Here is a 16,972-nt window from a genome sequence, read left to right on the forward strand (position 1 = left end):
ACTCAGGACCGCCTGTCCTGTGCAATCCCACAAATGACGGGTGGGCAGGCGGGGCACTATCCCAACACTAAGGCCTAGAAGGCAATGAAAGTTGCCCCCTAGGCAATTCACCCGTGTGTCTGAAACCACTGCTTCAAGCAAACAGGCCTCCGCCGGCCGCTCACCGCGGGCTCAGTAGTCGGGGTTGCTGGGCACCACCAGGCCGGTCTCGTAGGCGTACACCACGGCCTGGACCCGGTCGCGCAGGTGCAGTTTGGTCAGGATCCGGCCCACGTGTGTTTTGACGGTGGCTTCGGAGAGGAAATACCGGTGCGCAATCTCGGCATTGGAGAGTCCCTCGGCCATCGCCCCGAGCATCTCGTTTTCGCGCGGGGTTAGGTCCTCCAGCAGCGGATCCTTGACCGGACGGGCCCCGGCCGGGGATCCCGGACCGGGTGTGCCCGGGCCCACCCCGCTGCCTGCAGCACCGCCGCCCGTGCCGGCACCGCCGCTGCGGACATACGTTTCCAGCAACCGCCGGGTGATGCGCGGCGCCACCACGGCGTCTCCACTTGCCACCACCCGGACGGCGCTGATCAGTTCAGCGGGAGCGACGTCTTTGAGCAGGAAGGCCGAAGCGCCGGCCTGGAGGCCGGCGAAAGCGTATTCGTCGAGGTCGAAAGTGGTGAGGATGATGATCTTCGAGTGGATTCCGGACGCGGTGATGGCCCGGGTGGCCTCGATTCCGTCCAACACCGGCATCCGCACGTCCATCAGCACGACGTCGGGCTGAAGGTCACGGACCTGACGGATTGCTTCGGCTCCGTCGGACGCCTCGCCCGCAATTTCCAGATCGGCTTCGCCCTCCAGGATCAGCCGGAATCCCATCCGCAGGAGCGGCTGGTCATCCACCAGCAGGATGCGGATCGGTGCGGTCTCGCCCATCGGTTCCCCTTGACTCATGTGCACTTACTTTCCGTTGTCGCCGTTCAAGTGCAGGACGGCCCGCACTCGCCAACCGTATTCTCCGCTTCGTCCCGCCTCCACGGTGCCCGCATAGAATCTGGCCCGCTCCAGCATTCCGGCCAGCCCCTGGCCGGTGCCCACAGACCCGGGGGAGTTCAGGATCCCCCGGGCCGCAGCTGACCCGCCGGCGTCCAGGCTGCCCTTGCCATCGTCCACAACTTCGATGGTGACGGTGGAGCCGTCGCGGGCAATCACCACGTCCACCCGGCCCAGCGATCGGCCGTAGCGGAGCACGTTCGTCAGCGATTCCTGCACGATCCGGTAGACCGTTAGCTGGAACGCGGTGTCCAGGGGCAGCGCGGGACCGGTGTGGGTGTAGTGCAGCGGGAGTCCGGCGGTCCGGAATCCCGCCAGCAATTTGCCCAGGTTGTCACCTGTCACGAGCGGTTCGCGCGGAGCCTGCCCGGTGGCCGACTCGTCACGCAGCACGCCGAGGACGCGCCGCATGTCCGCCAGGGCGGTGCGCCCGGTGCTGGAGAGTTCCCCGAGGACATCGGCCGCCCGCACCGGGTCTTTTTTGATGACCACCGCTGCGCCGTCCGAAAGGCTGATCATGACCGTGAGCGCATGCGCCACGACGTCGTGCATTTCCCGGGCGATACGGTTGCGTTCGGCGGCCGATCCGAGCCGTGCGGCCCGAACGGCCCAGGCGGCAATCTCCTGTTCGTGCTCGCGCCGCTGCCGGACGGATATTCCGATCCCGGTAGCAATGACGCTGGAGAGTGTGATGCTGACGCCGGCGGCGATGCTGCTGATCAGCTGGAAGTTCTCCGGCGTGTTAACACCTGTGTCCGGCAACCTGCCGTCCAGCGGACCAACCGCCAGCAGGGCGTAGGGGATAACCAGCGGCACAGTAGCCGACATCAGGGATAACAGGGCAAACCGCCGGCTGCGCGCCACCGCCACGGAGTAGAGCGCAAACCACAGTCCGGCGGAGACGTTCGAACCCCACGGATGCAGCAAGGTCACACCCAGGTCGAGCACGGCCACGAGGGCCAAAACCGCCACCGGCCGGCTTCGCCGTAAGAAGAGCGCCCCTGCGCCCGCCGCAAGCAGTCCCACAACCGGCCACACGCCGTCGTGCGCTGACTCGACGCCCGCTGGAATGACGAGTCCAAGGTAGCAAAGCACCACGACGGTATCCATCACCCGCGGATGCTCAAACAGGTAGCGCCGGAACCGCCCCCGGCGGCGGTCGGTGATTTCAGCGAAGGACGCGTCAGCCGGGCCGGCTGGCGCGTCCTTCACAGGAACTGCATCGATCATGTTCTGAGCCTAGACGCTGGGCCGGCGGAGGTTAGACGTCCCGCCGTTTCAGTACCACGGCGGCCAGGACAACTGGGATGATGACCCAGGCGCCCAGGACCAGGGCAGCCTGCCAGGCTTCCAGCGTGTCCGGGACGTGCTGGACCGCTATCATCGGGTCGATCGTGTTGCCGGGGAGGTACTTGCGGGCTTCGACGAAGAAATCGCCGGGGATCAGCTGGAAGGCGATCGGGGCCACAAAGAACAGCCCGACCAGGCTCATAATGCCCCCGGCTGAGTTGCGGACCAGCGAGCCCAGTGCCATGCCGATAGCGGCGACGGCTGCGATGTAGGCGCTGTTGACGAGCATCATCTTCACCGACTGCGAACTGGCGAGGTCCAACTTAAGGTTGTAGTTGCCCAGGATCGGCAGCGACACAAGGCCGGCCAGGTACACGGAAGCCGCCGTGAGCACAAACGCCGTCACCATAACAACAAGCAGTTTCGCGGCATAGGCCGGAATCCGCTTGGGGACGGCGGCGAAGGTGGAGCGGGCCATGCCCGTGGTGAATTCGGAGCTCATCAGCAGCACACCCAGCGAGCCCAGGATCAGCTGGGCGAATGCGATGCCGGATGTGGGGACGCCGACGGCGAGATCTCCGCCCTGCGCGGCAAATGCCGCTGCCGCTTGCGGGTCCCGGGAGGCCGCCTCAGAGAACTGTCCCGTTCCCCACGCGGACAGGGCACCGAAGCCAACCATCACCAGGACGGTGGAAGCAAGCAGGATCAGGGTGGAGAGGAGGGTGCGGAATTTGATGAATTCGGAATTCAGGACCCGGAAGAAGCTCGGTCCCGGGCCGGTGCTGGACTCCTGGCCGGCCGCAACGCCACCGGCGCCTGCATGCGCGCCGCGGCGGGAGGGTTCGAGGGTTGTTGAGCTCATGGCTTAGTTGCCTCCGGTCTGGACGGGGGCCGCAGCGCCCGCGGTGATCAGCGAGTGGTATTCGACCTCATCCTTGGTCAATTCCATGTATGCCTCCTCGAGGCTGGCCCGAAGCGGGGTGAGTTCGTAGATCAGGACGTGGCTGTCGAGGGCAGCGCGCGCGATCCCGCGGGGGTCCAGGCCTGAGACCTCGAGGAGTTCGTTGTCCTGCAGTTCCACGGAGACGCCGTCAGAGGCCAACAGCTGCATCAGCTGGTCCGGCCTGTCCGTGCGCACACGCGTGCGGACCTGGCCCTTGCCGGTGATGATGTCCTGGATCGGCGCGTCGGCGATGATCCGGCCGCGGCCGATCACAATCAGGTGGTCGGCGGTAACTGCCATTTCGCTCATCAGGTGGCTGGAGAGGAAGACCGTGCGCCCCTCGGACGCGAGGTACTTAACGAGGTTGCGGACCCAGACAACGCCTTCCGGGTCCAGTCCGTTGACGGGCTCGTCCAAGATGATGGTCTGCGGGTCGCCGAGAAGTGCCGCGGCAATCCCGAGCCGCTGTCCCATGCCAAGCGAGAAGCCGCCGACCTTTTTCTTGGCAACGTCCGCCAGCCCCGTCATTTCGATCACGTCGTGGACGCGCTTTTTGGGGATGCTGTGCGTGGCGGCCATGGCCAGGAGGTGGTTGTAGGCGGAGCGGCTGGTGTGGACTGCCTTGGCGTCGAGCAGCGCCCCAACGTCGCGCAGCGGTGCAGCGTGGCGCGCCAACGGGGTGCCGTTGACGGTGACGGTGCCCGACGTCGGACGGTCCAGTCCCATGATCATGCGCATGGTAGTGGACTTGCCGGCGCCGTTAGGGCCCAGGAATCCGGTGACCCTGCCGGCTTCAATAGTGAAGTTGACCCCGGCGACGGCGGTTTTATCGCCGTACACCTTCGTCAGGCCTCGTGCTTCGATCATGGAAGCGGTCCTTTGCGTAGGAGTGGTTGGTGTACCCACCACGCTACCGAGGCCAACCGCCGGTTTCACCGGTCTCAGGGATGATTCCGGGTCGACCCAGGGTAGTCCGCGAGGATGACCCTGAGTCGACCCGGCGCCGGTCAGCGGCCCAGCAACTCCCGGAAAACCGGCGCCAGGGCTTCCGCCGACAAATCATGTCCTTGGCCGGCGATGTTGCGCCAGACGCCGCCGGGAATCATGGCGGCTACGCCCTTCGCAGCCTCGGCCAGTCCGGGGAAAGTTGCGTCGCCGCTCAGGACAAAGCTGGGGATCGAGACCCGGGACAGTGCCTCGACGCTCACGTTCGGGTCGCCGCAGATGGCCTGATCGTAAGCCAGCGTCTGGGCGATGGCCTCCATTCCCGGCCAAAAGGGTGCATTGCGCTGGCCGTGCAGAGCCGCTGGGGGGATCCCCACGACCACGGTCTGGAAATATTCGACGGCGTCACCGGGCCTGCCCCCGGCCACCAGCTCTTCGATCCGCCGGACATGTTCAACGGTGGAGGCCGGAGTGCCGCCGGCCATAAAGAGCGGAGGCTCATAAAGCACGATTGTCTGGAAGTCGAGGCCGTCCACGGCAGCCCGAAGGGCCAGGATGGCGCCGGATGAGTACCCAAAGACGTGGCCGCGGCCGCCGTAGAGCCCCAACAGCGCCTCAAGGTCTTCCACTTCACGGCGGATGTCGTAGGGCCGGGTATCCCCGCTGGTGCCCCTGCCCCGCCGGTCGTAGCTGATGCAGGTAAAACTTTCCCTGAGCGCCGCCGCCAGAGGCGCCGCGGCCATCCGGTCATTCGAGGCGCCGGTGACGAAAAACAGCGGCTCGCCGGCCCCGGCGGTCTCAAAGCCAATGCTGGTGCCGTCTGCGGATTGGACGGAGGACTGCTGCACTGGCTGCATGGCTTATCCCTTCAGGCCGGTCTGGACTCACTCACAGACTACGCCGGTCCATGCCGGGCGGGCCGGTAAATGCGTCAGCGTTCAGTCAGCGGGGAGTAGTACGTCAGGGCGCCCGGCCGCACCGAGAACTCGACGGTCCGGACCGCCGGCATAACCTCGCCGTCGACCGCTAGGACCATTGTCGAATCCACCGGTTCCACCCGGATCCGGGTGGCTTCGGACAGGTGCGTAATTCGCGAGGTGGCGACCGTCCCGGTCAAAACAGCCCACAGCAGCCGCAACCGGGCAAACGATTCGTCGGCTGTGATCATCCTGAGGTCGAAGACGCCGTCGTCAAGGACCGGACGAACCAGCGGGGCATGGTCGCGGGGATAATAACGTCCGCGGCCGATGTACAGGATCCAGACTTTGTGCCGTACGCCGTCGACGACCAGGCTGGTGGGGGTCCCGGCCGCGAAGGTCCGGAACATCGCGACGATGCCGGCCAAGGGTTTGCCAAGCGCCGGCTGCAACAGCTCACGCCGGCGAACCAGGTTCGGGTAGAGGCCTATACTCGCGGTGTTGAGCATCGTCACGTGCACCTGCTCGGGGTTACCGGGAAGCCCCCGTTCCACTGCCACCAAGCCCAGGTCCGCTCGGGCCGCTTCCCCCCGGGTCGCGGCTTCCACCGCCTCGGAGAGGGTTGGAATGCCCGCGTCGCGCGCGAAATGGTTCAGGGTTCCCCCCGGCAGGACCAGCAGCGGCAGGGAATGCTCGACGGCGGCAGCCGCGGCCGTTCCAACGGTTCCGTCACCGCCCCAGACGCCCAGGGCCACAACACCGGGCTGGCCAACGACCCGCGCAATCTCCTCCGCCAGGTCTTCGTCCTGGGAAACTTCCTTTATATGCGCCTTGGGGAATATTTTGTGCAGGGCCGCCGCGGTTTCCGCGGCGTAGGAGCCGCCCAGCGTATTCACAGCGATACCCAGACCTGTACCCTCCGGAAGCTTGGCGACTGTCGCTGCACTCCGGCGGATGGCCGGGAAGGGCGGCCGGACAGGCCACCATTTCCGGGCTGCCAGGGCAGCCCCGGCCCCGATCGCCGAGCCGAAAAACACATCAGAGGGCCAGTGCGCGCCGGTATGAACACGGGAGTAGGCGACGCCCGCGGCAAGCGGCGCGAGCGCGGCTCCGAGGGGCGGCCGGACCATACCGACGCCAAGGGCGAACGCGACGGCAGAGGCCGAGTGGCCCGAGGGCATGGACGAGCTCTTGGGTTGGGGGTGGACAAACCTGAAGGCCGGAAGGTGCTCCGGCAGCGGACGTGCCCTCGGCAGCAGCGTCTTGAATCCGAGGTTCGTGACTGCGGAGGCAACGGCCTGCGCCAGCACCCCGTGGACGGCAGCACGACGGGTCCGCCCCGGAAACAGTGCCATCACGGCGGCAATGCCTATCCACAACCTGCCGTTATTCGCTGCCGCGGAAAGCCGCCGGAAGAACTCGTCGTAATTTCCCCCGGGGAGGCCGGCCACCGCACGGACAATTCGGCGGTCCACTCTTCCCACGCGCCCCGGCGCCTTCCTCAGCATGCTTCGCATCCGACCACCTTACTGCCCGGGCGGGACGATCCCTTCGCTAGGATGAGACGATGACCCGAGTGCTGGACCCTCAGCGATTGTCCGCGGGCCGCGTGCTGGCGGCCAGTACGGCCCTGCTCACCTTGGGCGCAGTACTGACGGGGATGCTGCTCACGGACGTCCAGCATCCCCCGTTTCAGTCCCTGGACGAAGGCTGGGCCGGCGCGGTCACCGCCCTGCGCGCTCCGTTCTGGGACGGGCTCAATGGCTTCCTCAACCTGGCCGGCTACCGGGGCGTCCTGGTGCTGCACGGGTTGCTCGTCGTGGCCCTGCTGCTGCGAAGGCGCGCGCGGACGGCAGTTTTCGCCGCCGCAGCAGGGATAGTTGTCCTTGGTCTTACCCAGATCCTCAAGGCGGCCATCCTCCGCGAGCGGCCCGCCAACACCATTGTCCTGACCGACACGGGATCATTCCCTTCCGGCCACGTTGCGAGTACAGCCGCTTTCCTGGTGGTGGTGGCAATTTTGCTGGGCCGCGCCTGGGCCGGGGTGCTTGCTGGTCTTGGCGTCTTGGCCATGATGGTCAGCCGCACGTATCTGTCCGCCCACTGGCTCGTGGACACGGTCGGCAGCGTATGCCTGGCCGTCCCGGTGGTGCTCCTGCTCTGGCTGTCCTGCCGGAACATCTGCATTCAGGAAAATGCAGATGCCCGCCGGCTAATCAGCTGGCGCGCGCGGGCTTCGCGGCGCCGGCGAGCAGCAGTGCCCCAAGAATTGGAATCATGATGGTCAGCAGTGCCACCCGGATGCCGACCAGGTCTCCGAGGTAGCCCAGCAGCGGCGGCCCCGCCAGGAATGCGATGTACCCGATCGTGGACACCACTGCAACACGGGCGGCGGCATGCCTGGGATCGTCAGCCGCAGCCGACATCCCCATCGGGAACGCAAGTGCGGCCCCTGCACCCCAGAGCACCGCGCCCGCCGTGGCCCACCAAAGATTCCCGGCCAGCACAAATAGCCCCAGCCCTGCGGCGGCCGCCGCCATACTGGCACGGAGCACGGGTACCCGGCCGTAGGCGTCAATCGCCCGGCCGCCGAAGAACCGCACAGCGGTCATGGCCAGGACAAAGGCGGCAAAAAGCAGCGCACCGGTGGAATCTGTGGCCTTCAGGCCGTCGACGGCGGCTTTCGCGATCCAGTCGTTGCCGGCGCCTTCGGTAAGTGTCGCGCCGAGCACCACCAAACCGATCAGCAGTGTCCGACCGTCCCGCCAGGCCGTGCGCCCCTTGGGTTCCGTTCGCTCCCCGGATCCAGCCGCGGGTGCCGGGAGGTGCGGCAGGAAATAGCGCGGCGCAACAACCGTCAGTGTGGCGACAATGACGGCAATCACCAGCAGGTGCGCCGGAAGCCCGACACCCAGACCCGCCAGGCCAGCGCCGATCAGGGCGCCGAGGAACGCGCCGCCGCTGAAGGCTGCATGGAACTGCGGCATGATGGTTCGCCCCAGCTGGTGTTCGACGTCGGCGCCTTCAATGTTTTGGGACACGTCCCACAGGCCGATGCCCACACCGAAGAAAAACAGTGCAACGGCGGTTCCCGGCACGGAGCCGGCCAGCAGCGCCAGCGCCACGCCGACGCCGGCAAAAGCCGCGACCAGGCCGGCGGCGCGCACGGCATTCGCTGTCCCGATCCGTCCCACCACGTGGCCGGCAGTGGGCAGGGCGACCAGGGATCCCGCCGCCACGCACAACAACAGGGTCCCCATCTGCCCGGAGGAGATGCCAAGGATGTCCGTCACCGCAGGGATGCGGGCGGCCCAGCTGGCGAATACCAGCCCGTTAATTCCGAAGATCAGGAAGGTGGCCGCTGCGGCGGCGTTGAGTTGCGGGCGGGTTGCCGTCTTGGTCATACGATCACTACTTCCACCGAGTGTTGGGTGAGCTGGTCAAGGTCTCCGGCACTGAACTGATGGTCCGTGACGAGGACGTCCACGGCATCCAGCGACGCGACAAGTGCGACGGCGGTGGCGTTCCATTTCGCTGCGCAGCAGGCCACGATCACCCGGGCCGCGGACTCTACTGCAGCGCGTTTTACCGCCGCGTCGTCGAGGTCGTGGGCCATCATCCCATCCCGGAGGTTCAGTGCGCAGGGCGTGAGGACGGCTGCATCAAACCGCAGCGAACGGATGTTCGATTCCGTCATGGGTCCGCGGAATGACTGTTCGCCGGCGAGCAAACTCCCGCCGGGCAGCAGCAGGTCGGGATGACGGCCGGCAGCTGGGCCCCCTTCGGTCAACGCGCTGACAGCCTGCAACGACATCGGCATCACGGTCATCTGCCGCAGCCTCAGCTGGCGGGCCACCGCGGTGGCAGTGGTGCCGCTGTCCACCCAGACGTGCCCGCGGTCCGGGAGCAGTGCGGCGACGCCGGCCGCAATCCGCACCTTCACGGCGTGGTCCTCGATTTCGCGTTGGCCGTACTCAGGGTATCCGCCCCCGAGTACGAGGCTCCGGGCACCGCCGTGGACCCGGCGGAGAACGCCGTGCCGGGCCAGGACATCCAGGTCACGGCGGATCGTCGCCCCGGAGGCACCAACGGCGCCCATCAGCTCATCGATCGTTACATGCTCCTGGTGCCGCAACAGTGCTCCGATGCGGCGGTGGCGCTCCTCAGTCCCCATGTATAAATGATAACCGAGCGTGATCATTTGATCACGTCGTGCGCAAATGTATTCTGGCGTTATGGCTGAAGAACTATTTACGGACGGCAGGGTCTCCGGCGCCGGGGAGTACCTGGACGGCGAACGCCACGGCCGGTGGGTCTTTTACTTCCGCAGCGGCCAAGTTAAAGCCGAGGCCGGTTACCGTCGCGGACGGCTCAACGGCGACTGCGTCTGGTACCGCGAAGGAGGCGGACTGGTGCAGAAGGGGGCATTCCGGGACGGGCAGCAGGACGGCTTCTGGCAGCGGTGGCACCGCAGCGGCGAGCTGTTGGACGAGGGATCCTTCGACGTCGGACGGAAGACCGGCGAATGGATCACCTACGCCCCGGACGGCACCGGAACAAAGCGCAAGACCTTCAAATAGCCCAACGCTCTCCCACGTTTCGCACGAAAATCGCCAACGCTCTCCCATCCCGTGAGAAAGCGTTGGCGCAAAACGTGCAGGAAAGGAGGGAGCGTTCTGTCTACCGCGTGACCTCTTCCAGCAACTCGAGCACGTGCCTGTACTGGGCGCCCGTGGCCCGGGTCATGCCCAGTTCGCAGGTCCGGTTGCAGGAGGCGTGGGCGGCGGCTTCCATGTCGGCCACTTCTGCAGCCTGTTTCGCGGTCGCCGACGCTGTCAGTTCCGGGTGCAGCATGCCCCGGTCCCCGGCGAACGCGCAGCAGCCCCAGTTTTCCGGGATCTCAACCCGGTCCGCCACGGCGCCGGCGACGGCGTCCAGGGCATCGTCGAGGCCCATCCGGGTGGACGAGCAGGTGGGATGGAGCGCCAGTGACTCCAGCTTCTCGTGGCCGGGCAGCCGGGGCAGGATCCGTTTCGCGGCGAAGTCCACGGCGTCCAGCATCCGCAGGGCGCGCTGCCCTGCCGCGGGTGCGTCCGATTCCACCGCCTGGCGCAGGCCCTCGGTGCAGGAGGACGCGTCGCACACGATTGGAAGCTCCCCGTCCCGGGTCGCCTCCCGGAGGGCGGCCAAGGTCTTCTCCCTCATCGTTCTTTGGCCCGCCGCCATGCCTTTCGAGGACCAGGGCGTCCCGCAGCACAGGCCATCGACGCCTTCGGGTACGAGGAGGGTGAGCCCGGCCCGGACACAGAGTTGTTCGAAGCTGTACTGGACGCCGCGTCCCTGACCGTCTGGACCGGCTCCTGCCGGTCCGAACATAGTGCCAACGCAGGCCGGGAAGTAGACGGCGTCAACCGGGCCCGGCGGCGTCGGACGCTTCCGCACCGAACCGCCGCCGGGCAGTTCGGCGGAATACAGCGGGACGGTGTCTGAGCCCAACACTGCCCGCGCTGCGTGGTTGGGTGGGGAGATGGCAGCGGCCGGGAGCTTGTTGACGACCGTCAGCGCCAGGGAGGCGCCGCGCGTAACGCCCTCCCAGTGCTTCGCGGCGGCGTTCCAGGCACCGTTGGCGAGCGGGCCGGCGTCAGCCGTCCGGAGGCGTTTCACGAGCGATCCGGTGTTGATGTCCACCGGGCAGGCCGTCTGGCACATCCCGTCCACGGCGCAGGTGTCCACGGACTCGTACTCGTAGTCCTTTTCCAGCTCCTTGACCAGTGCCGTGTCCCCGGCCAGCCGCGCGGATTCGATGGCGCGCAGCGTGACGATGCGCTGCCGCGGCGTAAGCGTGATGTCCTTGCTGGGGCACACCGGCTCGCAGTAGCCGCAGGAGACGCAGCGGTCCACTTCCTCCGCGACGGGCGGCGCCGTCTTGATGTGGCGAAGATGCGCCAGCGGATCCTCATCCATCAATACGCCCGGGTTGAGCATCCCGGCGGGGTCGAAGAGCCGCTTGATGGTGCGCATGACGTCGTAGAGTTCATCACCGTACTGCCGGCGTACGAACGGGGCCATGACGCGCCCAGTCCCGTGCTCGGCCTTTAGTGATCCGCCCTCGGCCAGGACCAGCTCCACCATGTCCTCGGTAAAGGCGCTGTAGCGGTCCAGTTCGGCAGCGGTGGCGAAGCCGTCCGTGAGCATAAAGTGGACGTTCCCGTCCTTGGCATGGCCGAAGATCACGCTGTTGCTGTAGCTGTATTTGTCAAAGAGCCGGATCAGTTCCCGGCAGGTGCGCCCCAGCACGGGGACCGGGACCACAATGTCCTCCAGCAGCGCAGTGGTGCCCTGGGGCCGCGCGCCGGCGACCGAGGCGTAGAGGCCCTTACGGAGCTGCCAGAGCTGGGCGCGTTCCCGCGCGTCTCCGGTGAACCGGGCCGGGGCGGAAAGCCCGAGTCCGTGGAGGACGCCCTCGCCCTGGCCCTGGAGTTCGGCCAGGTGCCCGGCGCTGCCCGCGGAGTACTCCACAAGCAGGGCGGCATGGTCCCGGACCACCAGGTCCTGGACGACGGCGGGCGTTCCCTTGAGTGTCTGGCCCACCTTGAGCGACAACGCGTCCATCAGCTCAACGGTGGCGGCACCCGTCGCGACGAGGGCGGGCAGGGCAGAGTTGGCCGCCTCGAGGTCCGGGAACACCAGCAGGCCCGCAGCGGCATGCGGGAGCCGCGGGATCGTGCGGAAGACCGCTTCGGCCACGAAACCCAGGGTGCCTTCGCTCCCGACGATCAATTGGGCCATGATGTCCACCGGGGTCTGGAAATCCAGCAGGGAGTTCAGGCCGTAGCCCATGGTGTTCTTCATGGAGAACTGCTGCCGGATCCTCTGCACGGAGTCTGCGTTGTTCCTGATCCGCGCGGCCAGCCGGGCCAGGCCTTCGTGGAGTTCCGGCTCGAGGGCACGGAGTTTCTGGTCGGCGTCGGCCGCCGCGGTGTCGATCACGGTGCCGGAGGGCAGCACCACGGTCAGCGACTCCAAGGTGCGGTAGGTGTTGTCCACGGTGCCGCAGTTCATGCCGGAGGAGTTGTTGGCGACCACCCCGCCGATGGTGCACGCTGCCTCGCTGGCCGGATCGGGCCCGAATTTACGGCCGTAGCGGGCGAGCCTCGCATTGAGCGCCCGCACGGTGACGCCAGGCTGGACCCGGACCCGCGCGCCGCCGTCGAGCACTTCGATGTCCCTGAAGTTGCGTCGGACGTCTACGAGCACGCCATCGGTGACTGCCTGCCCGCTGAGGCTGGTGCCGCCGGAGCGGAAAGTCAGCGGCACTCCTTGGGCCGCGCTGGCGCGCAGCAGACCGCCGACGTCGGCGGCGCTCCCGGCCGTGACGACGGCCTGCGGGATCAGCAGGAAGTGCGAGGCGTCATGGGCATTCGCGTGCAGGTCGATCGCCCGGGTCTTCACCTGGGCGGGGTCCTGCACTGCCGAGCGGAGGCCAGCCAAATCCAGGGGAGCCATCAGGGCACCATCCAGCCGAGCACGGGGGTGGACTGCAGGAAGATCAGCACGGTGATGAGCGCAAGGAGCCCCAGGCTCCAGCCGATGAGTTTCCGGAACAGGGTCCCCTCGGCGCCGTCAAGCCCCACCGCCGCGGCGGCAACGGCCAAGTTCTGCAGCGACAGCATCTTGCCCATCACGCCGGCGGAGGAGTTGGCGGCGGCCATCAGCACCGGAGACAGACCCGTCTGCGCCGCTGCGGTGGCCTGCATCTGGCCGAACAGGGAGTTGGAGGAGGTGTCGGAGCCGGTCAGGGCGACGCCGATCCATCCGATCAGTGGCGAGAGGATGGCGAAGAAGCCGCCCGCTGACGCCAGCGCGAAGCCCAGGGTGGTGGTCTGGCCGGACAGGTTCATCACGAAAGACAGGCCCAGGACGGCGGTGACGGTAACGATGGTCCAGCGCAGCTGGACCAGAGTTTCCTTGTAGATGCGCAGGCCCTGGGATGCCGTGATCTTGTACAGCGCCATGGTGATCAGCCCAGAAAACAGCAGCAGGGTGCCGGTCGCCTTGAGGTGGTCGAGCTTGAACTTGGTGGCCGCAACCGGTTTGCCGGCCGAATCGGTGATGTCCAGGCCCGGCCAGGCGAACGTCACGCTGCCGACCTGGCCAAGCCAGGTTTTGACGGCCGGAAGCTGGGCGACGGAGAACACCGCGATGATGATCAGGTAGGGTGCGATCGCCATCCAGATCTGCCGGGGTTCGGGCCGGGAGTTATCGATCGGAACCCCGGTGCCGGGGGCGGCGGCCACGGAGCCCTTGGCGGCGGAACCGCCGTCCCGGGAAGTTCTTCCGGTCGTTGCGGCAGCAGCGGCGTGCACAGCCTCCGGGGTGCTCTCGGCGGACCCGTCCATCCCGACAGTTTCTGTCGGCTGCCAGAACTTCAGCATCAGCAGCACCGCGGCCACGGTCACGACGGCGGCGACAACGTCAGTCAGTTCAACGGCGAAGAAGTTGGACGTGACAAATTGGGCCACGCCGAAGGCGGCGCCTGCCACGAGGGCCACGGGCCAGGTCTGCTTGACGCCGCGGCGGCCGTCGACGATGAACACCAGCAGCAGCGGCACGATCAGTGCGATGAACGGCGTCTGGCGGCCGGCCATGGAGGACAGATCATGCAGCGGCAAGCCGGTGACGCCGTTCAGGGCGATGATGGGCGCGGCCATCGCGCCGAAGGCGACGGGAGCGGTGTTGGCCAGCAGCGAGACCACTGCTGATTTCAGTGGTTTCATGCCGGCTGCCATCAGCATGGCGGCGGAGATTGCCACTGGCGCGCCGAATCCGGCCAGGGATTCCAGCAGGGCGCCGAAGCAGAAAGCGATGAGGATTGACAGGATCCTCAGGTCGTTTGAGATGGAACGGATGGTGCGTCCCAGCACTTCGAACCACGGGGTGGCCACGGTGAGCCGGTATATCCAGAGTGCGTTGACAAGGATCCACAGGATCGGGAACAGTCCGTAGAAAATGCCGGCCGCGGTGGCGCTCAGGGCCTGGTTCACCGGCATCTGCCAGCCGACGATGGCCAGCAGGAGGGACAAGGCCAGGCTTGCCAGGGCCGCCTTGGGGGCTTTCACCTTGAAGACGCCGAGTAGGACGAAGAGCAGGACGAGCGGAAGCGCCGCGCAAAGGGCCGAAATCACCAGGGACCCGGCAATGGGATCGAGGATCTGCTGAAACATGAGTCTCCAGATTGTGTTAGGCGTCACAACACCGTGGCGCCCTTCGATTGTCTTACAAGTGCACATGTTGGTCAAGCCTGACCAGTTGTCTTGTCTGGCAAGATTGGGACTGAATCAAGAAACTCTTGGCGGAATGGGAGCTCCGGTGCCTGGCCGAATTGCAGCAGTCTCGATCGTGGACGCGGTCGCCTCGGATCTGCGAAACCGGATCTTTGCCGGTGCGCTTGGCTCCGGGGACGCCCTGACGGAGTCGGAGGTCGCCTCCTCCTACGACGTGGCGCGGCCGACGGCGAAGGCCTCAATCGAGAAGCTGGTCGGCGAGGGGCTGCTGGACCGCGGGACCCACAAAACCGCCCGGGTGGTCGAACTCGGCCCGGATTCCGTGCGGGACATCTATCTCGCCCGCGCGTATCTGGAAAGCGAAGTGCTGCGCCGGCTCGCAACCGCGCGGGAGGTTCCGGCCGCGGCGGTGCAGGCCAACCGCGACATCGCGGCGGTTCAGACCGGCGCTCCGCTCGACGTCGTCGAACCGGACATGCGGTTCCACACCAGCCTGATCGACGCCGTGGGCAACGAACGCATCAGCCGGATGTACCGCTCGCTCGTGGGTGAGGTGCGGCTGTGCATGGTCCGGATTCAGTCCCTCCACCTCCTGGACACCGCGCTGATCCAGGCCGAACACCAGAGGATCCTCGAGCTGATCGGGGCCGGACAGGGCGAGGCTGCCGCCGTCCTCCTCGACGAACACTTGGGGCGCGCCCGTGAGCGGCTGGTCGCTGCCATGGGAGGAACCGCCGGCCCGGAGGCTGCACAGCCGTCCGGGCTGTTTACGGAGTAGTTGGCGCAAAACCTGCAGCAAGGGAAGGCGCGTCGAGGAACTCCGTCCGCGGGCTTGTGGCTAGCGGGCGCGCTCGACGCGCTTTTCGTCCCAGACGGGCTCGGCCGATTCGTAGACCTTGCCGTCGGAGCCAAAGACCAGGAAGCGGTCGAAGGTCCGTGCGAACCAGCGGTCGTGCGTCACCGCCAGGACGGTGCCTTCGAAGTGGTTGATGGCGCGTTCCAGCGCTTCGGCCGAATGCAGGTCCAGGTTGTCCGTAGGTTCGTCCAGCAGCAGCAATGTGGCGCCGGAGAGCTGCAGCAGCAGGATCTGGAAGCGGGCCTGCTGGCCGCCGGAGAGGGATTCATACTTCTGTTCCGACTGCGGGGCCAGGCCGTATCCGTCGAGTGCACCGGCGGCGGCTTCGCGCCCCATCCCGGAGCGGTGCTCGTCTCCGCGGTGCAGGATTTCGAGCAGGGTCTTGCCCAGCAGGTCCGGGCGGACGTGCGTCTGGGCGAAGAAACCGGGCCGGATGCGGGCGCCCAGCTTCACCGTTCCGTCGTGCGGCACTTCGGCGATGTCAACGTCGGAAACCGGCAGGTGCTCCCGCTCCGGGTCGGTACCGCCGGTGGCCAGCAGACGCAGGAAATGACTCTTGCCGGAGCCGTTGGAACCCAGGACGCCGACTCGGTCGCCGAACCACACTTCGGTCGAGAACGGCTTCATCAAACCGGTGAGGCCCAGTTTCTCGGCGACGACGGCGCGCTTAGCGGTGCGCCCGCCCTTGAGCCGCATCTGCACGTTCTGCTCGATCGGCAGCGCCTCGGGCGGGCCGGCTTCGAGGAACTTCGCCAGCCTGGTCTGGGCGGCGTGGTAGCGGTTGGCCATGTCCGAGCGGAACGCGGCCTTGTTCTTGTACATGTTGACAAGTTCCTTGAGCTTCACGTGCTCCTCGTCCCAGCGCTTCCGGAGCTCCTCGAAGCGCGCGTTCCGGTCCGCTCGGGCCTCCACGTAGGTCCCGAACCCGCCGCCGTGGATCCAGGCCCCGGCACCGTTAATACCCGGTTCAAGGGTAACGATGCGGCCCGCTGCATTGTTGAGCAACTCACGGTCGTGGCTGATGAATAGGACTGTCTTTTTCGATTCGTTGAGCTTCGCCTCGAGCCAGCGCTTACCGGGAACGTCAAGGTAGTTGTCCGGTTCATCCAGCAGCAGCAACGGGTCCGGGCCGGCGAAGAGTGCCTCCAGCACCAGGCGCTTCTGTTCACCGCCGGAGAGGCTGGACGCGGGCCGGTGCTGCGCCCGGTCAAAGGGGAGCCCCAGGGCAGCCATACAGACCTCGTCCCAGACCGTTTCGACGTCGTACCCGCCGGCGTCGCCCCAGTCCACAATGGCTTGGGCATACTTCATCTGGGTGGGCTCGTCGTCGTGCTCCATCATCGCCAGTTCGGCCTCGTCGACGGTGCGGGCGGCGGCTGCCAGGGCGGGAGGCGCGGCGGAGACCAGAAGGTCACGGACGGTTGAATCATCCCGGACCTGACCCACGAACTGCCGCATAATTCCCATGTTGCCGGAGCGCCCGACCACACCTTCGTCCGGGACAAGGTCTCCGGAGATGATCCTGAACAGCGTTGTTTTGCCGGTTCCGTTGGGTCCGATCAGAGCAGTTTTAGTGCCGTCCGGAACCTTGAAGGTCACACCGTTGAGCAGCTGTGTGCCGTCGGAGAGGAAGTAATCGATGTTGGAAACGTCAATATGAGCCACCCTTCCATCCTCCCACGGCACACACGCGCCG

At 66.6% G+C, this 16,972-nt stretch carries 14 protein-coding genes; 3 read left to right on the forward strand and 11 right to left on the reverse strand.

The genetic code is table 11. The features are described 5' to 3' along the window. Positions 1-171 precede the first annotated feature (171 nt). The 6 genes from QK287_RS10735 to QK287_RS10760 form a co-directional block, all read right to left on the reverse strand. Entirely contained in the window at positions 172-924 is a 753-nt protein-coding gene (locus QK287_RS10735) for a response regulator transcription factor (protein WP_253031678.1), read from the reverse strand. A 24-nt stretch (positions 925-948) separates the two neighbouring features. Next, positions 949-2,271 (reverse strand): histidine kinase, encoded by a 1,323-nt coding sequence (locus QK287_RS10740; protein WP_282360030.1) that lies wholly within the window; start codon positions 2,269-2,271, stop codon positions 949-951. 31 nt (positions 2,272-2,302) lie between these two features. Next, positions 2,303-3,193, reverse strand: a complete 891-nt coding sequence (locus QK287_RS10745; protein WP_282360031.1) for an ABC transporter permease — start codon at positions 3,191-3,193, stop codon at positions 2,303-2,305. A 3-nt stretch (positions 3,194-3,196) separates the two neighbouring features. Continuing rightward, on the reverse strand, positions 3,197-4,141 hold the full coding sequence (locus QK287_RS10750; RefSeq protein WP_226775590.1) for an ATP-binding cassette domain-containing protein: 945 nt from the start codon (positions 4,139-4,141) through the stop codon (positions 3,197-3,199). A gap of 140 nt (positions 4,142-4,281) precedes the next feature. Beyond that, positions 4,282-5,076: an alpha/beta hydrolase gene (locus QK287_RS10755; protein ID WP_282360032.1), complete on the reverse strand. Its 795-nt coding sequence runs from the start codon at positions 5,074-5,076 to the stop codon at positions 4,282-4,284. A 74-nt stretch (positions 5,077-5,150) separates the two neighbouring features. Then, on the reverse strand, positions 5,151-6,653 hold the full coding sequence (locus tag QK287_RS10760) for a bifunctional phosphatase PAP2/diacylglycerol kinase family protein (protein ID WP_282360033.1): 1,503 nt from the start codon (positions 6,651-6,653) through the stop codon (positions 5,151-5,153). 50 nt (positions 6,654-6,703) lie between these two features. Between QK287_RS10760 and QK287_RS10765 the strand changes: the two genes are divergently transcribed. Then, positions 6,704-7,417 carry a phosphatase PAP2 family protein gene (locus tag QK287_RS10765; protein ID WP_282360034.1) on the forward strand — a complete coding sequence of 238 codons (714 nt, stop codon included), beginning with the start codon at positions 6,704-6,706 and terminating at the stop codon, positions 7,415-7,417. Here the strand turns inward: QK287_RS10765 and QK287_RS10770 are convergent. Continuing rightward, positions 7,353-8,540: an MFS transporter gene (locus tag QK287_RS10770; protein WP_282360035.1), complete on the reverse strand. Its 1,188-nt coding sequence runs from the start codon at positions 8,538-8,540 to the stop codon at positions 7,353-7,355. The two genes, QK287_RS10765 and QK287_RS10770, sit on opposite strands and share 65 nt — an antisense overlap. Next, positions 8,537-9,310: a DeoR/GlpR family DNA-binding transcription regulator gene (locus QK287_RS10775; protein ID WP_282360036.1), complete on the reverse strand. Its 774-nt coding sequence runs from the start codon at positions 9,308-9,310 to the stop codon at positions 8,537-8,539. Before QK287_RS10775 ends, QK287_RS10770 begins: the two co-directional genes overlap by 4 nt. A 61-nt stretch (positions 9,311-9,371) precedes the next feature. Here QK287_RS10775 and QK287_RS10780 point away from each other — a divergent pair, with 61 nt between their 5' ends. Next, positions 9,372-9,716, forward strand: a complete 345-nt coding sequence (locus tag QK287_RS10780; RefSeq protein ID WP_282360037.1) for a hypothetical protein — start codon at positions 9,372-9,374, stop codon at positions 9,714-9,716. A gap of 100 nt (positions 9,717-9,816) precedes the next feature. On the opposite strand, the gene QK287_RS10785 is transcribed toward QK287_RS10780, so the two are convergent. Together QK287_RS10785 and QK287_RS10790 are read right to left on the reverse strand one after the other, a co-directional pair. Continuing rightward, positions 9,817-12,642, reverse strand: a complete 2,826-nt coding sequence (locus QK287_RS10785) for an FAD-binding and (Fe-S)-binding domain-containing protein (RefSeq protein WP_282360038.1) — start codon at positions 12,640-12,642, stop codon at positions 9,817-9,819. Continuing rightward, positions 12,642-14,360, reverse strand: coding sequence for an L-lactate permease (locus tag QK287_RS10790; RefSeq protein WP_282360039.1), 1,719 nt, complete (start codon positions 14,358-14,360; stop codon positions 12,642-12,644). Before QK287_RS10790 ends, QK287_RS10785 begins: the two co-directional genes overlap by 1 nt. 145 nt (positions 14,361-14,505) lie before the next feature. On the opposite strand from QK287_RS10790, the gene QK287_RS10795 reads away from it, so the two are divergent. Further along, positions 14,506-15,198, forward strand: a complete 693-nt coding sequence (locus QK287_RS10795) for a GntR family transcriptional regulator (RefSeq protein ID WP_226775581.1) — start codon at positions 14,506-14,508, stop codon at positions 15,196-15,198. Between the two features lie 60 nt (positions 15,199-15,258). On the opposite strand, the gene QK287_RS10800 is transcribed toward QK287_RS10795, so the two are convergent. After that, positions 15,259-16,941, reverse strand: coding sequence for an ATP-binding cassette domain-containing protein (locus QK287_RS10800; protein WP_282360040.1), 1,683 nt, complete (start codon positions 16,939-16,941; stop codon positions 15,259-15,261). Positions 16,942-16,972: the final 31 nt, after the last annotated feature.

Origin of the sequence: Arthrobacter sp. AL05 (assembly GCF_029960715.1) — a bacterium.
In the GTDB taxonomy this organism is placed as follows: Bacteria; Actinomycetota; Actinomycetes; order Actinomycetales; family Micrococcaceae; genus Arthrobacter.